Source organism: Castellaniella sp. (assembly GCF_047971665.1).
Classification (GTDB): domain Bacteria; phylum Pseudomonadota; class Gammaproteobacteria; order Burkholderiales; family Burkholderiaceae_B; genus Castellaniella.
The window spans coordinates 1-23,570 of the sequence record NZ_JBKEAA010000002.1 but is presented as its reverse complement, the minus strand read 5'-3'; the positions used below and the strand labels follow the sequence as shown (position 1 = coordinate 23,570).

Genomic DNA, 23,570 nt, shown 5'->3' with positions numbered 1-23,570 from the left:
GCGATTCCTTGGTCAGGCCACGGCGTCGGATACGCCGGGTTCGTTATGGTAACCCGTAATGGTCAGGGAGAACCCCGCCATGCTGGGCATTTTGCGCGGCCGCGCCAGCAGACGCGCCTGGCCCACGCCCAGATCGCGCAGGATCTGCGCACCGATGCCGAACGTGCGCAGGCCGTGGCGCTCGCCGTCGATGGCCGGCTGCGCGGCCTGCGCATCATCACCGCTGCGGGCCCAGGCGTCGAACTGGGCGAACAGCAGGTCGGCGCCGCCATGACAGTTCAACATCACCAGCACCCCACTGGGCGCCTGCGAAATGGCCTGCAGCGCCTGGGGAATGGTCCAGCTGTGGCGCGTGGCGTCTTCGCACAGCAAATCCAGCATGCTGGCCGGTTCGTGCACGCGCACCAGCGCCTCCTGGTCGGGATGGATGTCGCCATGCACCAGCGCCAGGTGCGGCGCGTTGGCGGCGTGATCCCGATAGGCCACCGCCCGGAACGTGCCCCAGGGCGTCGTCACGGGGCGCTCGACCAGGCGCTCGATCATGGATTCGTGTTCGCTGCGATACTGGATCAGGTCGGCGATGGTGCCGATTTTCAGGCCATGCTCGCGGGCGAAGACCATCAGGTCCGGCAGACGCGCCATGGAGCCGTCGGGCTTGAGGATCTCGCAGATCACGGCGGCGGGATTCAGGCCCGCCATCGCCGTCAGGTCGCAGCCCGCCTCGGTGTGGCCGGCGCGGACCAGGACGCCGCCCTGGACGGCGCGCACGGGGAAGATATGCCCCGGCTGCACCAGATCGGCCGGCCGGGCGTCGCGCGCCACGGCGGCCTGGATGGTGCGGGCGCGATCGGCGGCGGAAATGCCGGTGCCCACGCCTTCGGCCGCCTCGATGGAGACCGTGAAGTTGGTGCCGTAGCGCGTGCCGTTCTGATTGGACATGAGCGGCAGTTGCAACTGCTCGCAGCGCTCTTGCGTGAGCGTCAGGCACACCAGCCCGCGCGCATGGGTCACCATGAAATTGATCGCATCGGGCGTGACGAAATCGGCCGCCAGGACCAGATCGCCCTCGTTTTCACGGTCCTCCTCGTCCACGAGAATGACCATGTGCCCGGCGCGCAGCTCGTTCACGATCTCCTGGACCGGGGAAATATCGAAAGGCGGCTCGATCGATGCCGCGCTGGATGCCATATTCATGCCATGCCTGCCGAATCAAAAACGGTAAAAGAACATTTTAGCCCCTGACGGACTCCGGCCCGCCCAACAGGGCGTCGGCAAATTCCGCCGCCCGGAAGGGCTGCAGATCCTGCATGCCCTCGCCCACGCCGATCCAGTACACGGGCACGGGCCGCACCCCCTGGCTCCCGGCCGCGACGGCCGCCAGCGTCCCGCCCTTGGCCGTGCCGTCGAGTTTGGTCACGACCAGGCCGGTCAGGCCCAATGCCGCATCGAACGCGCGAATCTGCGCCAGCGCATTCTGGCCGGTGTTGCCGTCCACCACCAGCAGGATCTCGTGCGGCGCCGACGCGTCGGCCTTGCCGATGACGCGTTTGATCTTCTTCAGCTCTTCCATCAGGTGCAGCTGGGTCGGCAGCCGGCCCGCAGTATCAACCAGCACCACATCCGCCGATCGGGCCCGCCCGGCATTGACGGCATCGAACGCCACAGCGGCCGGATCACCGCCCTCCTGGGCGATGACCGTGACACCATTGCGCGCGCCCCAGGCGATCAGTTGCTCGCGGGCCGCGGCGCGAAAGGTATCGCCGGCAGCCAGCAGCACCGAGGCCTGACGCTCACGCAGCGCATGGGCGAGTTTGCCGATGGAGGTAGTCTTGCCCGCGCCGTTGACCCCGGCGATCATGATCACCATGGGCGCGGCCTCGCCGACAACAAAGGGCTTTTCGAGCACGGCCAGATGTTCGGTCAGGATGTCGCGCAGGGCGGCCCGCACGGTTTCGGATTGCTCGATGCGCTGGCGCCGCACGCGGGTGCGCAGTTCGTTCAGCAGTTTTTCCGTGGCCTCGACGCCGGCATCCGCCATGATGAGCGCGGTTTCGAGCTCCTCGAACAGGTTCTCATCGACCTTGACCCCGCTGAACAGTCCGCCCAGGCTCTGCCCGGTGCGCGACAGGCCGCGCCGCAGGCGGCTCAACCAGGAGTCGGCGGCCTCGGCGCCCGCCTTGTCCGGCGCGCGGACGCTGTCCAGCCGGACCAGCGGATCGGCGGTCTCATCGGGCCGGTCTGACCAGGCATCCGGGGGCTGCGCAGGCGCCTCGACCAGTGCGGAGGCGGCCTCGGCGACAGAGGCCGGCGCGGAATCAGCGACCGCCGGCATGTCATCCGGAATGCGCACGTCCGCCGCATCGGCCGGATCAACCGGATCAGGCGAGATGGCCGCGTCAGCCGGGGAGGCTGTATCGGGCGGAGCGGCCGTATCAGGCGGGACGGCGGGCAGCTCGGTGGGCGCCACAGGCGCAATCTCCGGCGCATCCTGGACTTCCAGCGCGGGATCCGGTGCCTGCTGGGCGGGCGACTTCTTGCGTTTAAAGAAACTGAACATAGGCTTTACACTGAAAACGATCCTGCCGGACCCGGCACGGACCCCGCGTACCGAGCATGAAAAAACACCAGATCCGTATTGTAGGCGGTGCCTACCGCCGCACGCCCATTTCCGTTCCGCACGGTGAGCACCTGCGCCCGACGCCCGACCGGGTGCGCGAGACCCTGTTCAACTGGCTGGCGCATTTCTGGGACGGCACATTCACCGGCCGCCATGTGCTGGATCTGTTCGCCGGCACCGGGGCGCTGGGCTTCGAGGCCGCATCCCGGGGCGTGGAAACCGCCCAACTGGTCGAACAGGCCCCGGCCGCGCTGGCCGGCTTGCGCGCCGTCCAGGCCCGCCTGAAAGCGCCCGCCATCCGCATTCATGCGGGCGAGGCCTGTGCGTTCCTGCGCGCGCTGCAAGCGCCTGCCTACGATCTGGTGATGCTCGATCCGCCCTTCGGCGCAGGCTGGCTGCCACGCCTGCACCCCCTGCTGGACCGCGCCGTGCTGCCGGGCGGCCTGCTTTATCTGGAATCAGAGGCTTCTTTCGACGCCCTGCCCTCCGGCTGGGAACTGCTGCGGCAAGGGCGGGCGGGTCAGGTCCGCTATGGATTGATCCGTACGGGTTGATCCGATTTGCTGCGATGCAAAAAAATATGAATAATGGCTGTCTGGCGCCCCCCTTGAACCGACCCTCGACTGCGTGTTCGGGCACCTGGGGAATCCGGGCGCCGACGCCATGACAAGCGGAAAGAACCGATTCGATAACGACCAACAATTCCGTCAACCTATACGGAGACCTCATGATCACCGCCGTCTACCCGGGTACTTTCGACCCGCTCACCCGTGGGCACGAGGATCTCGTGCGACGAGCGGCCAGCCTGTTCGACCAGGTCGTCGTGGGCGTGGCCCACAGTCAGAACAAGCGGCCGTTCTTTCCCCTTCATGAACGCCTGGAGATCGCCGAGGAGGTCCTGGGGCATTACCCCAACGTCCGCGTGCGCAGCTTCAGCGGCCTGCTCAAGGATTTCGTGCGGGAGCAGGATGCCCGCGTCATCGTGCGAGGCCTGCGCGCCGTCTCGGATTTCGAGTACGAATTCCAGATGGCCGGCATGAACCGTCACCTGCTGCCCGAGGTCGAGACGCTGTTCATGACGCCGTCGGACCAGTACCAGTTCATCTCCGGCACCATCGTGCGAGAGATTGCCACGCTGGGAGGGGATGTCAGCAAATTCGTGTTCCCGTCCGTGGAACGCTGGCTGCACGCCAAGGCCAAGACCTTGCGCGAGGCCCAGGAGGCCGCGAGCGGGGAATGATCCCGGATCTCTGTCCGATCCTCCGGGAGACGGACAGAGATCGGGCTAGGCGGCCCAGTCGACGGGGCCGGCGTCGGGGTGAACCTTGACCAGCCGGCACGGCTGGCCGAGCCATTGCGAGAACCAGGCCGAGGCGAGATCGCCCTCGTCCACGACCCGCACGGCCTGCCCGCCGACCCGGGCGGTACGCTCGACACTGTCGTCGTCTTCGATCACATCCAGCGGGATATCCAGGCGCAGCATGCCGTCGGCGCGGATCACCAGATAGCCGAAACGCAGGCTGACCTCCAGACCGGACAGGCCCGGCGCCCTCGAGGCATCGAGCCAGCGGTCCTGTTCATCGACGGTCAGCCAACGGCGGTCGTAGGGCTGAGCGGCCTCATCGGCCAGGGCGGCTGCCCCGGCAATCGGCTGGAAAGCGGTATCGGTCGTCATGATGTGTGGTTTTGTCTTGGTCATTACTGTCCCAGCAGGCCCTTGAGCGCCTTGCCGATGCGTTCTACCGGATCGGCGCCCGGCGCCGAGGGCGCCGGGGCGGGATTGGGCGCCGTGCCCTGGGCCTCCGAGTCAGGCGCCGACAAGGCCCGATCGATCAGATCCTGCCCCTTGAGCAGTTCCATCAGTCCCGATTTGAGGACGCGCTGGACGGAAGGATTGCGAATATCCGCCCAGCTTACATCATATTCAGGATGCGCCCAGGGGCCGGTGACGCGGATGGGGATGGTCGCGCCCAGCAGCGGCGTCAGCGCGATGTCCAGCCCTTTGGGCAACCGCGCCGCCACCTGGGCCTGCAGGACCAGGTCCAGGCTGCGCCCCGGCACATCGACGTTTGCCGGCTTGCCTTCGGACAGTCGCACCAGATCGGAGGCCACGGTCAGTTTCGACAGCGTCCCCTGGCCGTCCTTGAGATCCAGGCGGGCATCCAGGCTGCTGAACGCCGTGCTGCGCCGGGCGTCGAACGGTGAGGCCAGCGCGTCCATGCGTCCCTTGAGCACATTGCCGAGGACGGCGGCCACCTCGGTCAGCGTGCGCGAGGCATCCACGCCCTGCACCGCGCCATCGCGCAACTGCACGGACACCCTCCCCGTCAGAGAACGCTCCAACGCGTCCAGTGTTTTTCCCTGCATGCGCAGGTCGATCTGGGCTGCCCCCAGGCCCGACAGCAGGTTCTGTTTGGCGGCGGCCTGAATCAGCGGCGCCACGGCGATCTTGTCCAGGTTCAGCTTCAGACCGAATGTCTGGTCGGCTGCCGCGCTGAACTGCCCCGACAGCGTCCCCTCGTACAAACCGGCCGACAGGCTGGACACCGTCAGGACGTCTTTCTGGATCCGCGCCTGAACATCGACGCCCGTCAGCTGGATGTCGCGCATCCGCAGATCGCCGATCCTTGCCGTGCCTTCGACATCCAGCCCCCGCAGGAACGACAGATCGATGTCCATGGGGGCGGACGGTGCCTTGGCCGCGCCCACGGCCTTGTCCCTGTTCGCGTCCTTGTCCACGCCCTTATCGGTGTCCTTGCCGGTATCCTTGTCCGCTTCGACGGATTGCCTGGCCGCGGCCGGGGCCTGCGGCACCGGCAGCCAGCGGTTCAGGTCGAGTTTTTCCGTGTTCAGCGAAAACCGGGTCTGGGGCTGAGGCGTGCCCAGCCTCGTGGTCTGAGACTTGAAAGCCGCCTGGCCGCCGTCGATCACGGCATTCAGATCCGCCAACAACTGGTCCTGCACCATGTCCAGGTGCACGCGGCCGATCATGGGAAACTCATAACTGCCGCCGGGCAACCGCTGGTCGCGCACGACCATGTCGCCCTTGACGGCGCTCAGGGAGCCCTTGCGCAGCGCCGTGTCCCAGGTCAAAGGCGAGGTGAGTTTCAGACGCAGCAGACGGTCCCCCTGCGTCAGCCCGCCATCCAGACTGGCCTTGCGGAACTGCCACTGGCTGGCATTGCCCGACAGGCCTTCCAGGCCGAGCGAGACAGCCAGCGTGTCGCCGCCGGACCATTTCAGGGTTCCGGTCACCGGGTCGGCCTGCGCGGAATCGGGCGAAATGGCGAGCGCGGGGGCCTCGAGAGCCAGATCGAGGTTGCGTTGGCGATCCTGGCCTAAAGCGCGCAGCACCAGTTTGTCGATCTTGAGCGCGGCATTGCGCTGGTCCAGCCGCAGTTGCGCCGCCGTCAGATTGACCTTGAGCCCCTGGATGGGATGTGGGCCGACAATATTGCCGTCCAGCGCCAGTTCCAGATCACCGGCGGCAAACTGACGGGCCTCGCCGTCATAGGCCAGATTGCCCCGCAACGTGGCATGCGCCTCGTCCAGGTTGCCCAGCCGCCCGCCCAGCGTCATATTGATTTTCTGTGCCGCGTACCCCCGCTTCTCGGGATTCAGGCGCAACAGCGCCTGGGCCTGGAACTGGGCGTTCTGCACCGGATCGCTGCCGGCGATCACGGCCTTCAGGGAGACATCGAACGGCTGATCGTAGGTCACCCGCCCCGTATTCGCCTCGATCTGGTTGAACGTGGTGGTCAGGCCGTCGCGCTGGTCGATGTACTGCACCCGCCCGCCCTTGAGTTCCAGGCCGGCGATGTCGATAGTGAAATCCGACCGGGCACTGGGCGCCGCCGCGACGACCGCCATGGGCGAGGCGGCCGAAGCGCTCACCGCATCCGCGCTCAGCAGATCACTGAAATTGAAGCGCCCCTTGGCATCGCGCACGACATAGGCCTTCAGGCCGGTGACGGCCACATGATCGACCACCAGCTGATTCGACAACAGGGGCCAGATCGCCACCGCGAAGCGGGCGCTGTCGATGGAGACGAACGTGTCCTTGGCTCCCCGGTTGGACAGGGCGACATCGCTGACGGACAGGCCGATACGGGGGAACAGCGACAAGCCGATATCGCCGCCGATGGTCAGCGTGCGCGCCGTCCGCTCGTACACCAGGGATTGCAGCCTGGCCTTGTAGGCATTCGGATTGAAAGTCAGCAAGAAAATCGCCAACCCCACCACGGCCAGCAACAGCGCCACGACCAGGCTGAACAACACCCGCTTCAACCAGACATTCATTTTTGAACCCGCATCCTCGATCAGCAGTCCGCGCTCGCGAGCCGGACAACATCTGGAATGCTAACCCATGCTCGTGCCCGACACGGGCGTTTACAGCGTATGGCCGCATTCTATTGCACCACATTGCATTTCGTAGAAGAATGCCAATGGTCATTATGATTCAAAGCTATAAAAAAATGCGGTCGAAGGCCTTATATTGAGAATATATTCATCAGTACGATGGCTGACTGCACCAGAACACCGCACAGGAGACTGCATCCATGACTCGCCGCTTCGAGACTCTGGCCATCCATGCCGGCTACTCGCCCGACCCCACGACCAAATCGGTCGCCGTCCCGATCTACCAGACCACCTCGTACGCGTTCGACGACACCCAGCATGGCGCTGACCTGTTCGACCTGAAGGTCGCGGGCAACATCTATACCCGCATCATGAACCCCACCACCGGCGTGCTCGAAGAGCGCGTCGCGGCCCTGGAGGGTGGCGTGGCTGCGCTGGCTGTCGCCTCGGGCATGACGGCCATCACCTACGCCATCCAGACGCTGGCGCAGGCGGGCGACAACATCGTCTCCACCAGCAAACTCTACGGCGGCACCTACAACCTGTTCGCGCATACCTTTCCGCGCCAGGGTCTGGAGGTGCGCTTCGCCCCCCATGACGATGTGGCCGCGCTGGAGGCCCTGATCGACGAGCGCACCCGCGCGGTGTTCTGCGAATCCGTCGGCAATCCGGCGGGTAACATCATCGACATCCAGGCGCTGGCCGAGGCCGCCCATCGCCACGGCGTGCCGCTGATCGTGGACAACACGGTCGCTTCGCCCGCCCTGTGCCGGCCCATCGAGTGGGGCGCCGACATCGTGGTGCACGCCCTGACCAAATACATGGGGGGTCACGGCACCAGCATCGCCGGGGCCATCGTGGACGCCGGCACCTTTCCCTGGGCCGAGCACCGCGACCGGTTCCCCATGCTCAACGAGCCGGATCCGTCCTATCACGGCGTGGTCTACACCGAGGCCTTCGGTCCGGCCGCCTTCATCGGCCGCTGCCGCGTCGTACCCCTGCGCAATACCGGCGGCGCGATTTCTCCCTTCAATGCCTTCCTGGTGCTGCAAGGCATCGAGACCCTGGCGCTGCGCATGGAACGCCACTGCGCCAATGCCCTGGCCGTGGCCCGCTTCCTCAAGGATCACCCGCAAGTGGCCTGGGTGAACTATGCCGGCCTGCCGGACCATCCCGAGCACGCCCTGGCGCAGAAATACATGGGCGGGCTGCCTGCCAGCATCCTGTCCTTCGGCATCAAGGGCGGGCTGGCGGCGGGCGCGCGATTCATCGACGCCCTGCAACTGATCGTCCGGCTGGTGAACATCGGCGACGCCAAGTCCCTGGCATGCCATCCGGCCTCGACCACGCACCGCCAGCTCAGTCCCGAAGAGCTCGCCCGCGCCGGGGTCGGTGAAGACATGATCCGCCTGTCCATCGGCATCGAACACATCGACGATATCCTCGATGACCTGCGCCAGGCGCTGGACACCAGCCGCTGAATCCGGTTTCGCCCCCTTCCAACCCGATAAAACCCAAGGAAGCCCCATGTCGCAATACCGTCACACCCCTGCCGGGAGGTCGCCATGCAGATAGGTATCCCCCGCGAGACCCTTCTGGGTGAAACCCGGGTCGCCGCCACACCCGAAACCGTCAAGAAACTGGCCCAGGCGGGCCATCGGATACTGATCGAACGCGGCGCCGGAAAGGCCGCCCGTCATCCCGATGCGGACTACGAAAAGGCGGGTGCCGAACTGGCGGACAACGAGGCCGCCCTGGGCAGCGAACTGGTCCTGAAGGTCCGCCGTCCCCAGGCGGCCGAACTGGGCCGCATGAAATCGGGCACCGTACTGCTCGGCATGCTGGATCCTTTTGACGCCGAGGGCCTTCAGGCCCTGGCGGGTGCCGGCCTGACGGCCTTCGCCCTGGAGGCCGCGCCGCGCACCACCCGCGCACAGAGTCTGGACGTGCTGTCGTCCCAGGCCAACCTGGCCGGCTACAAGGCCGTGCTGCTGGCCACACAATACTATGGCCGCATCTTCCCCATGATGATGACCGCCGCCGGCACCCTGAAGGCGGCCCGCGTGGTCGTCCTGGGCGCGGGCGTGGCCGGCCTGCAGGCCATCGCCACCGCGCGGCGCCTGGGGAGCGTGGTCGAGGCGTCCGACGTCCGCCCCGCCGCGCGCGAACAGGTCGAGTCGCTGGGCGGCAAATTCATCGACGTGCCCTACGAAACCGACGAGGAACGCGAAATCGCGCAAGGCGTCGGCGGCTATGCCCGGCCCATGCCAGCCGCATGGATGGCACGGCAGGCCGCCCTGGTGGCCGAGCGCTGCAAACAGGCCGACATCGTCATCACCACCGCCCTGATCCCCGGACGGCCCGCGCCGACCCTGATCCAGCCGGATACGGTCGCCGCCATGAAACCCGGCTCGGTCATCGTCGATCTGGCCGTGGAGCGCGGCGGCAACTGCCCGCTGTCGGTTCCGGGCGAGGTCGTCGAACACGACGGCGTCACCCTGGTCGGGCTGTCCAACCTGCCCGCGCTGCTGGCGACCGACGCTTCCGCTCTGTATGCGCGCAACCTGCTCGATTTCCTGAAACTCGTCATCGACGCCGAGGGCCGTTTCGCCCTGCCGGCAGACGACGACATCGTCAACGCCTGCCTGGTCTGCAAGGATGGCCAGGTTCTAAGGAGCGCCTGATGGAAGCCGTCAATCCCACCCTGATCAACATCATCATCTTCGTGCTTGCCGTCTATGTCGGCTTCCACGTGGTCTGGAACGTGACTCCCGCGCTGCACACACCGCTGATGGCCGTCACCAACGCCATCTCGGCCATCGTCATCGTCGGCGCCATGCTGGCGACGGGGCTGACCGACGGCGGTCTGGCGCAATCCATGGGCGTTTTCGCCGTGGCCCTGGCCGCGGTGAACGTCTTTGGCGGCTTTCTGGTCACCCAACGCATGCTGGAGATGTTCAAGAAAAAAGAACGCAAGGGAGACCAGGCATGATCTCGGCCAATCTCGTCACCCTGCTCTATCTGGTCGCCTCGGTCTGTTTCATCCAGGCGCTCAAGGGCCTGTCGCACCCGACCACCTCCCGCCGGGGCAATACTTTTGGCATGGTCGGCATGGCGATTGCCATCCTGACCACGGCGGCGCTCATCATCGGACTGGCCCGTGACGGCGCCACGGCCGGCGGCCTGGGGCGCGTCATTCTCGGCCTGCTGATCGGCGGCGCCATCGGCACCGTGCTGGCGCGCAAGGTCCAGATGACCAAAATGCCCGAACTGATCGCCTTCATGCACAGCATGATCGGTCTGGCGGCCGTCGCCATCGCCACCGCGGTCGTCGCCGAGCCGCATGCTTTCGGCATCGCGGCCAACGGGGCGCCCATCCCCACAGGCAACCGGCTGGAATTGTTCATCGGCACTTTCGTGGGCGCTATCACGTTCTCCGGTTCCGTGATCGCCTTCGGCAAGCTCTCGGGCAAGTACAGGTTCCGCCTGTTTCAGGGGGCGCCGGTGGTCTTCCCCAGCCAGCACATGCTGAACCTGCTGCTGGCGATCCTGATGCTGGCCTGCGGCTTCTGGTTCATGGCCACGCAATCCTGGCTGCCCTTCATCCTGATGACCCTCATCGCCTTCCTGCTGGGCGTGCTGATCATCATTCCGATCGGCGGCGCCGACATGCCGGTGGTGATTTCCATGCTGAACAGCTACTCGGGCTGGGCAGCGGCGGGGATCGGCTTCTCGCTGAACAACCCGATGCTGATCATTGCCGGTTCGCTGGTGGGCTCGTCCGGCGCGATCCTGTCCTACATCATGTGCAAGGCTATGAACCGGTCGTTCTTCAACGTGATCCTGGGCGGCGTCGGGGCCGAGGCATCGGACGGGGGCGCCGCGTCCGATGCCCAGCGCAGCGTCAAATCGGGCAGCCCCGACGACGCCGCCTTCCTCATGAGCAACGCCGAGACCGTCACCATCGTCCCGGGCTACGGCCTGGCCGTGGCGCGCGCCCAGCACGCACTGAAAGAACTGGCCGAAAAGCTGTCCTCCCAGGGCGTGACGGTGAAATACGCGATCCATCCGGTGGCCGGCCGCATGCCCGGGCATATGAACGTGCTGCTGGCCGAGGCCGAAGTCCCCTACGACCACGTGTTCGAGATGGAGGACATCAACGGCGAATTCGGCCAGACCGACGTGGTGCTGGTGCTGGGCGCCAACGACGTGGTCAACCCGGCGGCCAAGAACGATCCCAATTCGCCCATCGCCGGAATGCCGATCCTGGAGGCCTACAAGGCCCGCACCGTGATCGTCAACAAACGCTCGATGGCGGCCGGGTATGCCGGTCTGGACAACGAGCTGTTCTACATGGACAAGACCAAGATGGTGTTCGGCGACGCCAAGAACGTCCTGGAGGACATGGTCAAGGCGCTGGAATAGGCCCGACCGCCCGGGAAGGCCTGAGGGCTTTCCCGGGGCCGGAAAGGGCGAGCCGGACCGGGTGCCGCCACGGCGGCACCCGTCGAAGGTCATCCAGCAGGTCAGACGTCCAAGGCATACGCTATAAATATATTGGTTGAATATTTATAGCGCATGTGAAATCATTCTGGCTATCGGGTCCACCCCGGACCCCGACCAGAACACATCATGAACGCTTCTTCCTGTGACGTCGCCATCGTGGGCGGCGGCATCATCGGCCTGAGTTGCGCCCTGTACCTGCGCGAGGCGGGACACGACGTCGTCGTGGTCGAGCCCAACGATCCCGCCAGCGGCGCCAGTCGGGGCAACGCGGGCGCCCTGGCCTTCGCTGAAATCCTGCCCCTGGCCTCTCCACGCATCCTCCGCAAGGCCGTCCGCTGGCTGTTCGACCCACTGGGGCCGCTCAGCCTGCCTCCGGCCTACCTGCCGCGCATCGCGCCCTGGCTGCTGCGCCTGTGGCGGGCCAGCTGGCCCTCACACTACCGCGCCAACATCCAGGCGCAGGCCGCCCTGATCGGTCTGGCCGAGACGGAAATGCTGTCCATGCTGGCCCGCGCCCGGCTGGACGGCCACCTGCGCACCGAAGGCGTGCTGGAAGTCTACGAAGGGGCCACCCGCTTCGACGCCGCCCGGGAAACCGCCCGCGAGCGACTCGCCCACGGCATCGAAAGCCGGCCAGTCCAGGGCGCCGAACTGGCCGAACTGCAGCCCGGCCTGGCCCCCCGCTTCACGCACGGCATGCTGATCCCCCGCTGGCGCAATGTCGATGACCCGCAGACGCTGGCAGTGGATATCGGCCGGCAGGCCCAGGCGCTGGGCGCCCGGCTGCTGCGCCGCAAAGTCCGCGCCATCGAGCCCGCCGCCCACGGCGGCGAGCTGGCGCTGGATGACGGAACCACGCTGGCCGCGCGCCGGATCGTCATCGCCGCCGGCGCCTGGTCGCACCAGCTGAGCCGCCTGCTGGGCGATCCGATCCCGCTGGAAACCGAACGCGGCTACAACACGACCTTGCCGCCGGGCGCGCTGGACCTGCGCCGCCAGATCACGTTCTCCGACCATGGTTTCGTGGTCTCGCCGCTGAGCTGCGGCATCCGGGTCGGCGGCGCCGTCGAACTGGCCGGTCTGAAGCGTCCTCCCGACTACCGTCGCGCCCAGGCCATGCTGGACAAGGCCAAGGCCTTCCTGCCCGCCTTGCGCATCGAAGGCGGCGAGCAGTGGATGGGCTTTCGGCCCAGTCTGCCCGACTCGCTGCCGGTGATCGGTCGCGCCCGCCGCCATCCGGACATGTTCTACGCTTTCGGCCACGGTCATCTGGGGCTGACGCAATCCGCGGCCACCGCCCGCCTGATCCGGGACCTGATCGACGACAAGCCCCCCGCCATCGACCTGACGCCCTACCGACCGGCACGCTTTTTTTGAGGACTCGATATGCATCGCATCGCCATCCTGGATTCCCACACCGGCGGAGAGCCGACCCGGCTGGTGCTGGACGGATTTCCCGACCTGGGCGCGGGCTCCATGGCCGAACGCCGCCGAAAGCTGGCCGAACGGCACGACGACTGGCGCAAGACCGTCATCCTGGAGCCGCGCGGCAATGACGTGCTGGTCGGCGCGCTGTTGTGCGCACCTGTCGATCCAGCGGCCACGGCCGGCGTCATTTTCTTCAACAACACCGGCTATCTGGGCATGTGCGGTCACGGCACCATCGGCCTGCTGGCATCGCTGGCCTGGCTGGGCCGCATCGAGCCGGGCGAACACCGCATCGAGACCCCCGTGGGGACTGTGACCGCCACCCTGCACACCGATGGCTCAGTCAGCGTCCGCAACGTCCCCGCCTATCGCTACCGCAAAGAGGCCGCCGTCGAGGTACCGGGCCACGGCATCGTGCGCGGCGACGTCGCCTGGGGCGGCAACTGGTTCTTCCTGGTAAACGCCCCCGAGCGGGTCAGTCCCGATGCCGACCGCGCCGCGCTGACGGAATATGCCTGGGCCATCTGCCAGGCGCTGGACAGCCAGGGCATCCGGGGACGCAACGACGCCCGCATCGACCATATCGAGTTGTTCGGCGCCGACGAGGATGCCGACAGCCGCAATTTCGTGCTCTGCCCCGGCAAGGCCTATGACCGCTCACCCTGCGGGACCGGCACCAGCGCCAAACTGGCCTGTCTGGCCGCCGACGGCAAGCTCGCCGCGGGACAGGTCTGGCGCCAGTCCAGTATCATTGGCAGTCAATTCCTGGCCAGCTACGAACCGGGCGAACACGGCGAGATCATCCCGACCTTGCGTGGTCACGCCCACATCAGCGGCGAGACCACGCTCATCCTGCAAGACGACGACCCCTTCCGGTGGGGCATCGCATCCTGACCCGGACCGGGACTGTTCACACGCCATGACTTCCTCCTCCCCCACCATCAAGATCCGCGCCACCGAAACGGCCTACGACCGCATCGAGCAGATGATCGCCACGCTGCAACTGGAACCCAACCAGCCGATCGTGGAAAGCGACCTGATCCAGATGACCGGCCTGGGCCGCACGCCCATCCGCGAAGCCCTGATGCGGCTGGTGGCCAGCGGCCTGATCGAGCAGCAGCCCCGCCGCGGACTGCGCGTCAGCGAAATCCGGATCGCCGAACACCTGATCCTGATCGAAACCCGGCGGGTGCTGGAGCGGCTGATCGCCGGGTCGGCGGCCCGCCGCGCCACGGCGGGACAGCGCACCGCGCTGCTGCAATGCGCGCACGACATGACCGAGGCGGCGCGCCAGGGCGATCTGACCGGCTACATGCAGGCCGACCAGGCGCTGGATCGTGTCACGCACGAGGCCAGCCGCAACCCGTATGCGGTCAACGCCATCATTCCGATGATCATCCAGTGCCGGCGCTTCTGGTATGCCTACCAGCACGAGGGCGACCTGGAACGCGGCGCCCGCTGCCATCTGATGCTGGCCGAAGGCATCCACGCCAATGACCCGGAACGCGCCATCGCCGGCGCCGATGCGCTGATGGACTACCTCATGGAATTCACCCACACCGTGATCGAAGGCTGAGGCCGGACGGATCCGAGCGGCAGGCAGCCCGCGAGGCGCAGTGCTAATTCACATACCAGATCGTCTTGACCTGCTGATACTGGTCCAGGGCCTCCAGGCCATTGTCGCGACCGCCAAAGCCGGATTGCTTGTAACCGCCGAAGGGCGTGGTGATGTCGCCTTCCGAGAAGCCATTGACCGACACCGTCCCGGCCTGGATGGCGCGCGCCACACGCTGCGCCCGCCTCACATCGCGGGTGTACAGGGACGCCGCCAGCCCATAGTGGCTGTCATTGGCCAGCTCGATGGCCTCGGCCTCGGTCTCGAAGGTGGACACCGCCAGGATCGGGCCAAAGACCTCTTCGCGGAACAGCCGCGACTCACGCGTGACGCCCTCGAAGATGGTCGGCTCGACATACCAGCCGCTGCCCAGTTCCGCATGGATGCGGCCGCCATGCGCCAGCCGTGCGCCGTCGGCCTGCGCGCCCTCCAGAAAGCCGCGCACCTTGTCGAAATGCGCCCGCTCGACCATGGGACCGATCTGCACGGACTCGTCCGTGGGAAAACCGACCTTCCAGGTCGACAGGCGGGCACGCAAGCGGTCCACCACCGCGTCCTTGACGCTTGCCTGGACGATCAGCCGCGAACCGCAGCTGCAGTTCTCACCCATGTTCCAGAAGGCCGCGGCCAGCACATGATCCACCAGGCCGTCCAGGTCCGCATCGTCGAAAATCACCTGGGGGCTCTTGCCGCCGCATTCCAGGACGACTTCCTTCAGATTGCTCTCGGCGGAATACTTAAGGAAATAACGGCCGACCTCGGTGGACCCGGTGAAGGACACCACATCCACGTCCATATGGCGGCCAAGCGCCTCACCGACGGTTTCGCCCAGGCCGGTCACCAGTTGCAGCGCCGAGGCCGGGACCCCGGCCTCGTGGGCCAGCTGCGTCATGCGATAGGCACTCAGGGAGGTGAGCTCGGCTGGCTTGACGATGACCGAATTGCCCGCGGCCAGCGCGGGCGCGACCTTCCAGGCATACATCTGGGCCGGAAAGTTCCAGGGCAGCACCGCCCCCACCACGCCGATGGGCTCCTTGACGATCAGGCCGGTGGCGGCCGGCCCCGTCGGAGCGATCCGGCCAAAGCACTTGTCGATGGCCTCGGCGTACCAGCGGAACGTGTCCAGCGTGGCCGGCAGGTCCGTGTTCAGGCATTCGGTGATCGGCTTGCCGGCATCGATGCAATCCAGCGCCGCCAGCTCCTCGGCATGGGCCGTCATCAGGTCGGCCCATCCCAGCAGGATGCGCTTGCGCTCGGCGGGGGCGAGCTGCGACCATTCGCCGGACTTGAAGCTGGCGCGCGCCGAGCGCACCGCCAGATCGATGTCGGCGGCGGTGCCCGACTCGATGGCGCCGATCACGCTGTTGTCGATCGGCGTGGTGTTGTCCATCCGGGCGCCCGGCGCGTCATGGCCGGGAATCAGGTGGCCGGCCCACAGACTGCCCGCGCGGGCCTGGGCGAAAATCTGTTCCTTGGTCTGCAGCATGGTGGTCTCCTCAGCCCTGGTAGGCGTCCAGCAGCGCCAGGAAGGCGCGTTCGTTCTGTTCCGTCAGCGGGGCCAGGGGCAGGCGCACCGGACCGGCCTCGACGCCGTGGCGGCGGCAGCCCAGCTTGGCCTTCTGGTTGTAGTCGCCGGACTCCATCGCCAGGATCACCGGGTACATGCCGCTCATCAGGTCGCGGACCTCGTCCCATCGGCCTTCGCCGGCGGCCTTGACCATGGCGGCCTGCTCGCCCGGGAAGACGTTGGCGCCGCCGCTGATCCAGCTGCGCACGCCCCAGAACAGGAAGTCGGCGGCCATGTCGTCCGAACCGCTGATGATCTGGAAGTCAGGGATGCCGGCCTGGATCAGGGCCAGGGCACGGTTGAAGCTGCCGCTGCTTTCCTTGATGCCGACGATGTTGGGGATGCGCGCCAGTTCGATCACCGTGTCCACGGCGATCTGCACGCCCACCCGCGCCGGGAAGTCGTACATGATGATGGGCAGCCTGGTCGCCTGCGCCACTGTCTGGAAATGCTGTGCGATCCCCGCCTGCTCCGGCAGGCTGTAGGGCGGCGTGGACAGCATCAGGCCATCGTAGCCCAGCGCCTCGGCCTGCTGAGCGTTGCGGATGGCCTGGGTGGTGGACAGGGCGTTGATACCTGCGATCGCCGTCACGCGGCCCCGGGTGGCCTCGGCCACCGTGCGCAACACCAGTTCGCGCTCGTCGTCTTCCAGCGCATAGTATTCGCCCGTGGTGCCGCAGGCCACGATACCCGCGACATCGGCCTCGATGAACCGGTCCACCAGCGTGCGCAACGCGTCCACATTGACGCTGCCGTCCGCCGCGAACGGGGTGACGATGGGAACCAGGACTCCTTCGGTTTTCATATACATTCCTAAAAGCGAGAAAGACGGCCCGGACATCCGGGCAGGGACGGGGCGCAGAGCCCCGGAATCGAAATCAGAATCCCACGACGCGCTGGGGCAGCCAGGTGGCCAGGGCCGGGAACAGCGCCACCAGCGCCAGGGTCGCGAACTGGACCAGGATGAAGGGCACCACGCCCTTGCAGACCTGGCCGTATTTCATGTCCGGCGGCGCGATCGACAGCAGGTAGAAGATCGAGGACGCCATGGGCGGGGTCAGGTAGCTGGTCTGGATGACGATGATCACCAGTGCGCCGAACCAGACCGGGTCCACGCCCGCCGCCGTCAGGACGGGCAGGAACAGTGGCACGCAGATCAGCACGTTGGCGGTCCAGTCCAGCACGAAGCCCAGCAGGAACACGATGAACAGGAACAGCGCCAGTGTGCCCGGCACCCCGAGGCCCATGTCGGAGATCAGCCCCTGGATCAGGCGCGAGCCTCCGTTGGCGGCAAAGATCCCCGTGAACATGATACCGCCGGCCACGATCAGCAGGATCATGGCGGAGATCCTCACCGTGATCGCCAGTGATTCCCGCATCACGGCCGGGCTGAACCTGCCGTAGCAGATGCACAGGATCAGCGAGCCGATCGCGCCGACGGCCGCGGCCTCGGTGGGCGAGGCGATGCCGGCCATCAGCGATCCCAGCACGGCCACGATCAACAGCATGGTCGGCAGCAGGCCACTGAGCGTGATCTTCAGCTTTTCCATCACAGGCAGGCGCATGTCCGGATCGTCGGCCCGGGGGCCTTTCCGCGGATCCAGAATGCAGACGGCGACGATGTACAGGACGAACAGCCCCACCATCAGCATGCCGGGGAACAGCAGGGCGGCGAACAGCTCGCCCACCGAGATCTGTGCCAGCGAGGCGTACACCACGGCCACCACCGAGGGCGGGATCATGGTGCCCAGCGAACCGCCCGCGCAAATGGTGCCGGCGATCAGCGAATTGTCATAGCGGAAGCGCTGCATCGCGGGGATGGCCATCAGGCCCACCATGACCTCGACCGCACCCACTACGCCGGCGGCGGCCGCGAACGTGGCCCCCATGGCGATGGTCGCCACGGCCAGGCCGCCGGGCAGCCGCCCCAGCCACAGCTGCATGGTGCGGAACAGGCGCGCGGCGATGCCGGAACGTTCCAGGATCGCGCCCATCAGCACGAACATGGGAATGGCCGACAGGATGTAGTTGGTGGCCGCCGAATACAAGCCGCCGTAGAGCTGGTTGAACACCTGGTCGCCGAAGGCGAACCAGCCCGCGACCAGGGCGGGAATGATGAGGGACAGGGAAACGGGGATGCCCAGGAAGATCAGCAGGAACATCCCCGGGAACATCAGGGCGGCGACGGTCGGATTCATCAGTGTTCCTTCTTGACGTCGGAATCCAGGCCGCAGAAGGCCCGCAGGCCCTCCACCGCCAATTGCAGGGTCAAGGCGGTCAGCCCGATCGCGAAGCACAGGTAGAACGGCCACATCAGTGGCGCCCAGGGGCTGACCGTCTCGACCTCGTGCCGCACCCAGGCCCGCCAGGTGTGCGACACGGCGATCCAGGACAGCATGCCGAAGAACGGTGCCAGGACCAGCAGGTAGGCGACGCCCTGGACGCCGCGGTTGAAGCGGGCGGGCAGGCGGCTGCGCAGCACGTCGATGCGGATGTGCGCGTCTTCCCTCAGGACGTAGGCCACGCCCAGCAGGAAGACGGCGCCGTTGGCCATGTAGGCCACATCGAAGGCCCAGACTGTGGGCGCGTCGAACACGTAGCGGGCGAAGACCTCGTAGATCATGGCCACGGTCAGGACGGCCGCCGCCACGCTGGCCAGCTGGGAGGCGCACCAGGACACGCCGTTCGCGAATCGGGTCAGGGCATTGAGCATCTCGGCCTCGCTGTGCGCGTCGCGGATCAGTCGCGCATCAGGTAGTTGCTTTCGGCCCTCCAGCGCTCGTGGTAAGCCTCGTAGTCGGCCAGCACCTCAGCCATCTCCGGCTTGCCGGCGGCCTTCTGCGCTTCGGCCGTCTTGCGCATCCAGTCGTAGCCCGCGTCGGACAACTGTTTCACGAACTCGGGACTGAGCGTGATGACCTCGTTGCGGCCGGAACGATACTTCTCCATCGCCTTCATGTCGGCGTCATAGAAATAGTCCAGGCTTTGCTCCGTGGTCAGATGGGCGGCCGCTTCGATCAGCGGTTTCAGGTCCGTGGGCACCTTGTCCCAGGTTTCCTGCTTGACGACCACTTCCCACATGAAGGTCGGTTGATGCACGCCCGGCACGACGATGTACCTGGCCGCCTGATGGAAACCTTCGGGCATGTTCGCCGAGGGCGGCGCCCATTCCACCGCGTCCACGCCCTTGCGCTGCAGCAGCGTATAGATCTCGCCCGGCGGCACCACGGTCGGAACGGCGCCGAAATAGTCGCGCATCACCTCGGCCCAGGGGCCGGACGTGCGGTACTTCAGGCCCTTCAGGTCTTCCGCGCCGCGGATGGGCTTGTTGGCGTGGGCCATGATTTCGGAAGACCCGATGCCGACGATCATGGTCTTCAGCCCCTGGCCGGCGCGCAGTTTCTCCAGCTTTTCCTTGCCGCCGCCCTGGTACAGCCAGGCTTTGTAGGCGTCCGGCCCCATGCCACCCGGAAAGCCCGAGAAAATGGCGTTTTCCGGATCCTGGTTGACCAGGTAGCTGGGCGTGGAGTGGCCAGCCTCGACCACGCCGTCGCGCACCGCGTCGAACACTTTCAGGGCCGGCACGATCACCCCGGCGCCGAAGGGCTGGATCTCGACCCGGCCGGACGTGATGATCTTGACGTTGGAGGCGAAGCGCTCCAGGAAGTTCTGGTAGAAGGGCGAGCCTTCGGGCACCGAGGTCGGCACGCGCCAGGTCACGTCGGCCGCGGTCGCGGCGCCCACCGTGCACATCGTGAAGGCCGCCACGGCCAAGGTACGGAAAATCTTCTTCATGGTCTCCCCCTTGAATTGGAATACGCGATGACCGGACCGGAACCGCGCTGCCGCCAGTCTAATATCCAATAAATATATTTACAACATATTGAGGGTAAACACTGATGCCGCCGGCAGGGGCTTGCCTCGCCGGAACATCGGGAAAGACGGACACAGAAAGCGCGCGGGATATGCTAGGCTCCCTTCCATTCACAGGAGCCGCGCCATGCCGACCATGCACATTGAATTGCTCGAGGGCCGCCCCCCCGAAAAGAAGCGCGAACTCGTCCGCGCCCTGAGCGAACGCACCTGCGAAGTCCTGGGCTGTCAGCCGGACTCGGTGGACATCATCCTGACGGAGGTCAGCAAGGACCGCTGGGCCACGGGCGGCGTGTTCTGGTCTGAAAAGAACTGACCCTTTTCGCGGAAACACCCGCGCAGCACGCGAGTCAGGCAAGGGCGGCCCTTGACGGCCGCCGCCGCGGTCGCCGCTACTGGCCGACCAAGCGTTCGACCTTCTGGCGCAGTTCGGGATTCTCGCGCACGGCGCGGCTGATGCCGTTGTATTCGGCGACGCTCATGCCACCCGCCTCGACCTGATCCACCATCTTCTGGTCGGCCTCGACGCGCACCGCCTGCTTGGCCGGCCCGTCCCGAGCGGCCTCCAGCCTGGGCTGGTATTCCGCCGCCACGGCGCTGACCTTGCGCACGGCGGCCGCGTAGCGCTGCAGCTGTTCATCGGTCGGCCGGTCCACGGCCTCGTATACCGTCTGGGCTCCCGCCGGCCGGGACACCGTCAGGGGCCCCGCCAGGCCCAACGCGACGACGGAAGCCGCCAAAAAGCCCCCCACGCTGCGCAGCCCATGGCCGCTTGCTGCCCCCCCAGGGGGGGCGTTTTTTGCCTTGGGACGGTCCGGCGGCAAAAATGCCTTCATCGGCTGATTCATCCTGTACCCCTGCGATGCGTGATCGACCGTTTCATGATCGCGGCGGAGGAGGAACGTTTCAAGTTTCCCGATGTACGGTCCTGTGTCATCATGCCACCAGCCGCCACCGACACCGGGCGTTTTCCGACCCGGCGGGCAGGCGCCCATCCCTACGAAGAGACACACATGGATACGGATTTCTGGTTGCAACGCTGGGAGCAGGGACAAACCGGCTTTCATCAATCCCGCGTCATGCCCTTGCTGCAAAAACACTGGCCCGGGCTCGACCTGCCGGCAGACGCCCGGGTGTTGGTGCCGCTGGCCGGCAAAACCCTGGACATCGCCTGGCTGGCGGAACAGGGCCATCCCGTGCTGGCGGTGGAGCTTTCGCCGATTGCCGTCGAGCAGTTCTTCGAGGAACACAAGCTGCGGCCCGACGTCCAGGCCACGCCCCATGGCACGCTGTATCGCGCCGGCCGGATCGAGTTCCTGTGCGGCGATATTTTCGATCTGGACGCCGCAGTCCTGACCCGCTGCACCGCCTGCTACGACCGCGCGGCGCTGATCGCCCTGACGCCTGAGCTGCGCGCACGCTACGTGCGCCACGTCTACGGCCAGCTCCCTGTCGGCTGTCGCACGTTGCTGCTGACGCTGGATTACCCGCAAGCGGAAATGGACGGGCCGCCGTTTTCTGTGCCCGAAGCCGAAATCAAAACCCTTTACGGTGACCGCTGGCGCATGGAGCGGCTCGAAACCCGCGATGTCCTGGCACAGGAACCCAAATTCGCCGAACGCGGCATATCGCGGATGGACACCAACGTCTTCAGGCTGACGGCCACCTGAATCCGGTCGATCTTTCCGTCCTTTTCATTACAATCAGGTGAAATTCAAGCGGGGTCCGTACATACGGGCCGCGCGCCACATAAAGGAGACACCTGACGTGAAGATCCGCATTCATGCCGCCGCCCTTGCGGCCGCCCTGGCCCTGGCCATCCCGTTCCACGCGCAAGCGCAGATCAAAATCGGCGTCGTGGTGTCCGCCACCGGGCCGACCGCCCTGGTCGGCATTCCGCAGAAAAACACCGTCCCGCTGTTGCCGACCCAGGCGGGCGGGCAGGACATCGAATACATCACGCTGGACGATGCCAGCGATCCGACGCAGACCGTCACGGCCTTCAAGAAACTGATCACCGAGGAACACGTCGATGCCCTGATCGGCCCCACCGGATCACCCAACTCCATGAGCGTGCTGCAGTTCGCGGCGGAATCGGGCACGCCGATGCTGGCGCCCGTGGGCGCGGCCGCCGTGGTGCTGCCCATGACCGAACAGAAAAAGTGGGCCTTCAAGACCACCCAGAACACCGGCATCATCGCCCAGGCCCTGGTCCAGGATATGGTCAAGCGCGGGATCAAGACCGTCGGGTTCATCGGCTTCGCGGACGCCTACGGCGACGACTGGTACAAGGTGTTCAGCCGCATGGCCGCAGACAATGGCCTGAAACTGACCGTGACCGAACGCTATCAGCGTACCGACAGTTCCGTCACCGGCCAGTCCCTGAAGCTGCTGACGGCCAATCCCGATGCCATCCTGATCGCCGGCACAGGCGGTGCCGCCGCCCTGCCCCAGACCACACTGGCGCAACAGGGCTACAAGGGCCGCTTCTACCAGACCCATGGCGCCGCGCTGCCCGCGTTCCTCAAATTCGCGGGCAAATCGGCCGAAGGCACCATCCTGGCGGCCAGCCTGATGCTCGTGCTGCCCGAGATCTCCGACAGCAACCCGTCCAAACCCATCGTCGAGGACTACATCAAGCGCTATCAGGCGATGTACGGCGAAAAGCCGGCCACCTTCGGCGCCAACGTCTATGACGCCGGCCTGCTGCTGCAACACGCCATCCCCATCGCCTTGAAATCCGCCAAGCCGGGCACGCCGGAATTCCGGCGCGCCCTGCGCGATGCCCTGGAACAGACGCACGAACTGGTGGCGACCCAGGGGGTCTACACGATGACCCCGGAGGACCACAGCGGTTTCGACCGGCGCGGACGCGAACTCATCACCGTCAAGGACGGCGCCTGGACGTTGCTGCGCTGAGCAGACCCGGCCCCGCCTGCCTCGCGCGGCCCAGACTCCTCCTGGTCAGGGTCGTGCCAGAATTTTTGCAAATCCTGCCAGCCACTTGTGTCCTGCGCATGCACGCGTACACACTAGAAGCCTGAGAACTTCCAGCAGTACCCACACGAAAGGAGCAGGAGAGGATGGACAAAGTCTATGCAAGTGCCGACGCGGCGCTGGCGGGCCTGGTCAGGGACGGCCAGATGATCGCCGTGGGCGGTTTCGGGCTGTGCGGCATTCCCGAGGCCCTGATTGCCGCGCTGCGGGACTCGGGGGTACGCAACCTGACCTGCATCAGCAACAACGCCGGGGTCGACGGCTTTGGCCTGGGCCAGCTGCTGTCCACCCGCCAGATCAGCAAGATGATCGCCTCCTATGTGGGCGAGAACAAGGAATTCGAACGCCAGTACCTGACGGGCGAGCTGGAGCTGGAATTCACCCCGCAAGGCACGCTGGCCGAAAAGCTGCGGGCCGGCGGCGCCGGCATTCCGGCGTTCTTCACCGCGACGGGGGTGGGCACGGTGGTGGCCGAGGGCAAGGAAACCCGCGAGATCGATGGCCGCACCTACATCATGGAACGCGCCCTGGTGCCGGACGTGTCGCTGGTCAAGGCCTGGAAGGCCGACCGCAGCGGCAATCTGCAATTTCGCCGCACGGCGCGCAAT

Annotated in this window: 23 protein-coding genes; 13 read left to right on the top strand and 10 right to left on the bottom strand. The window is 66.3% G+C overall.

From position 1 onward, the window contains the following. Positions 1–12: 12 nt before the first annotated feature. The gene (gene ribBA, locus ACK5JE_RS00260; protein WP_416799741.1) at positions 13–1,188 is read right to left on the bottom strand and encodes a bifunctional 3,4-dihydroxy-2-butanone-4-phosphate synthase/GTP cyclohydrolase II; all 1,176 of its coding nucleotides are present in this window, start codon (positions 1,186–1,188) and stop codon (positions 13–15) included. Between the two features lie 43 nt (positions 1,189–1,231). After that, a complete protein-coding gene (gene ftsY, locus ACK5JE_RS00255; protein WP_416799714.1) occupies positions 1,232–2,557 on the bottom strand; it encodes a signal recognition particle-docking protein FtsY in 1,326 nt (441 codons plus the stop codon). Between the two features lie 56 nt (positions 2,558–2,613). On the opposite strand from ftsY, the gene ACK5JE_RS00250 reads away from it, so the two are divergent. Both ACK5JE_RS00250 and coaD read left to right on the top strand, forming a co-directional pair. After that, on the top strand, positions 2,614–3,171 hold the full coding sequence (locus ACK5JE_RS00250; RefSeq protein WP_416799713.1) for an RsmD family RNA methyltransferase: 558 nt from the start codon (positions 2,614–2,616) through the stop codon (positions 3,169–3,171). Positions 3,172–3,344: 173 nt separating this feature from the next. Then, positions 3,345–3,857, top strand: coding sequence for a pantetheine-phosphate adenylyltransferase (coaD, locus tag ACK5JE_RS00245; protein WP_416799712.1), 513 nt, complete (start codon positions 3,345–3,347; stop codon positions 3,855–3,857). Positions 3,858–3,902: 45 nt separating this feature from the next. Here the strand turns inward: coaD and ACK5JE_RS00240 are convergent, their stop codons facing one another. Beyond that, positions 3,903–4,292 (bottom strand): MOSC N-terminal beta barrel domain-containing protein, encoded by a 390-nt coding sequence (locus ACK5JE_RS00240; RefSeq protein WP_416799711.1) that lies wholly within the window; start codon positions 4,290–4,292, stop codon positions 3,903–3,905. 23 nt (positions 4,293–4,315) lie between these two features. Next, a complete protein-coding gene (locus ACK5JE_RS00235; protein WP_416799710.1) occupies positions 4,316–6,916 on the bottom strand; it encodes an AsmA family protein in 2,601 nt (866 codons plus the stop codon). 260 nt (positions 6,917–7,176) lie between these two features. On the opposite strand from ACK5JE_RS00235, the gene ACK5JE_RS00230 reads away from it, so the two are divergent. The 7 genes from ACK5JE_RS00230 (at position 7,177) to ACK5JE_RS00200 (ending at position 14,486) form a co-directional block, all read left to right on the top strand. Further along, on the top strand, positions 7,177–8,457 hold the full coding sequence (locus ACK5JE_RS00230; RefSeq protein ID WP_416799709.1) for a bifunctional O-acetylhomoserine aminocarboxypropyltransferase/cysteine synthase: 1,281 nt from the start codon (positions 7,177–7,179) through the stop codon (positions 8,455–8,457). Positions 8,458–8,541: 84 nt separating this feature from the next. Then, positions 8,542–9,660, top strand: coding sequence for a Re/Si-specific NAD(P)(+) transhydrogenase subunit alpha (locus ACK5JE_RS00225; protein ID WP_416799708.1), 1,119 nt, complete (start codon positions 8,542–8,544; stop codon positions 9,658–9,660). Then, complete coding sequence (locus tag ACK5JE_RS00220; protein ID WP_416799707.1) at positions 9,660–9,968, top strand: NAD(P) transhydrogenase subunit alpha; 309 nt, start codon at positions 9,660–9,662, stop codon at positions 9,966–9,968. The genes ACK5JE_RS00225 and ACK5JE_RS00220 overlap by 1 nt, the downstream gene beginning before the upstream one ends. Further along, complete coding sequence (locus ACK5JE_RS00215; protein WP_416799706.1) at positions 9,965–11,401, top strand: NAD(P)(+) transhydrogenase (Re/Si-specific) subunit beta; 1,437 nt, start codon at positions 9,965–9,967, stop codon at positions 11,399–11,401. The genes ACK5JE_RS00220 and ACK5JE_RS00215 overlap by 4 nt, the downstream gene beginning before the upstream one ends. Before the next feature lie 207 nt (positions 11,402–11,608). Then, positions 11,609–12,859, top strand: a complete 1,251-nt coding sequence (locus ACK5JE_RS00210) for an NAD(P)/FAD-dependent oxidoreductase (RefSeq protein WP_416799705.1) — start codon at positions 11,609–11,611, stop codon at positions 12,857–12,859. 9 nt (positions 12,860–12,868) lie between these two features. Beyond that, positions 12,869–13,804: a 4-hydroxyproline epimerase gene (locus ACK5JE_RS00205; RefSeq protein ID WP_416799704.1), complete on the top strand. Its 936-nt coding sequence runs from the start codon at positions 12,869–12,871 to the stop codon at positions 13,802–13,804. 25 nt (positions 13,805–13,829) lie between these two features. Beyond that, positions 13,830–14,486 carry a GntR family transcriptional regulator gene (locus tag ACK5JE_RS00200; RefSeq protein ID WP_416799703.1) on the top strand — a complete coding sequence of 219 codons (657 nt, stop codon included), beginning with the start codon at positions 13,830–13,832 and terminating at the stop codon, positions 14,484–14,486. Between the two features lie 43 nt (positions 14,487–14,529). On the opposite strand, the gene ACK5JE_RS00195 is transcribed toward ACK5JE_RS00200, so the two are convergent. From ACK5JE_RS00195 to dctP, 5 genes are all read right to left on the bottom strand, one after another. Continuing rightward, positions 14,530–16,011 carry an aldehyde dehydrogenase gene (locus ACK5JE_RS00195; RefSeq protein ID WP_416799702.1) on the bottom strand — a complete coding sequence of 494 codons (1,482 nt, stop codon included), beginning with the start codon at positions 16,009–16,011 and terminating at the stop codon, positions 14,530–14,532. Between the two features lie 10 nt (positions 16,012–16,021). Further along, on the bottom strand, positions 16,022–16,897 hold the full coding sequence (gene dapA / locus ACK5JE_RS00190; protein WP_416799701.1) for a 4-hydroxy-tetrahydrodipicolinate synthase: 876 nt from the start codon (positions 16,895–16,897) through the stop codon (positions 16,022–16,024). Between the two features lie 73 nt (positions 16,898–16,970). Then, complete coding sequence (locus ACK5JE_RS00185; RefSeq protein WP_416799700.1) at positions 16,971–18,290, bottom strand: TRAP transporter large permease; 1,320 nt, start codon at positions 18,288–18,290, stop codon at positions 16,971–16,973. Continuing rightward, entirely contained in the window at positions 18,290–18,805 is a 516-nt protein-coding gene (locus ACK5JE_RS00180; RefSeq protein ID WP_416799699.1) for a TRAP transporter small permease subunit, read from the bottom strand. Before ACK5JE_RS00180 ends, ACK5JE_RS00185 begins: the two co-directional genes overlap by 1 nt. Positions 18,806–18,831: 26 nt before the next feature. Further along, complete coding sequence (gene dctP / locus ACK5JE_RS00175) at positions 18,832–19,887, bottom strand: TRAP transporter substrate-binding protein DctP (protein WP_416799698.1); 1,056 nt, start codon at positions 19,885–19,887, stop codon at positions 18,832–18,834. Between the two features lie 187 nt (positions 19,888–20,074). Here dctP and ACK5JE_RS00170 point away from each other — a divergent pair, with 187 nt between their 5' ends. Next, positions 20,075–20,281 carry a 4-oxalocrotonate tautomerase gene (locus tag ACK5JE_RS00170; RefSeq protein ID WP_416799740.1) on the top strand — a complete coding sequence of 69 codons (207 nt, stop codon included), beginning with the start codon at positions 20,075–20,077 and terminating at the stop codon, positions 20,279–20,281. Positions 20,282–20,357: 76 nt separating this feature from the next. Here the strand turns inward: ACK5JE_RS00170 and ACK5JE_RS00165 are convergent, their stop codons facing one another. Further along, the gene (locus tag ACK5JE_RS00165; protein WP_416799697.1) at positions 20,358–20,801 is read right to left on the bottom strand and encodes a DUF4168 domain-containing protein; all 444 of its coding nucleotides are present in this window, start codon (positions 20,799–20,801) and stop codon (positions 20,358–20,360) included. 177 nt (positions 20,802–20,978) lie between these two features. Here ACK5JE_RS00165 and ACK5JE_RS00160 point away from each other — a divergent pair, with 177 nt between their 5' ends. From ACK5JE_RS00160 to ACK5JE_RS00150, 3 genes are all read left to right on the top strand, one after another. Beyond that, a complete protein-coding gene (locus ACK5JE_RS00160; RefSeq protein WP_416799696.1) occupies positions 20,979–21,635 on the top strand; it encodes a thiopurine S-methyltransferase in 657 nt (218 codons plus the stop codon). Positions 21,636–21,732: 97 nt separating this feature from the next. Then, a complete protein-coding gene (locus tag ACK5JE_RS00155) occupies positions 21,733–22,884 on the top strand; it encodes an ABC transporter substrate-binding protein (protein WP_416799695.1) in 1,152 nt (383 codons plus the stop codon). 164 nt (positions 22,885–23,048) lie between these two features. Then, positions 23,049–23,570 (top strand): CoA transferase subunit A (locus ACK5JE_RS00150; protein ID WP_416799694.1); only part of this gene is annotated, 522 nt, incomplete at its 3' end.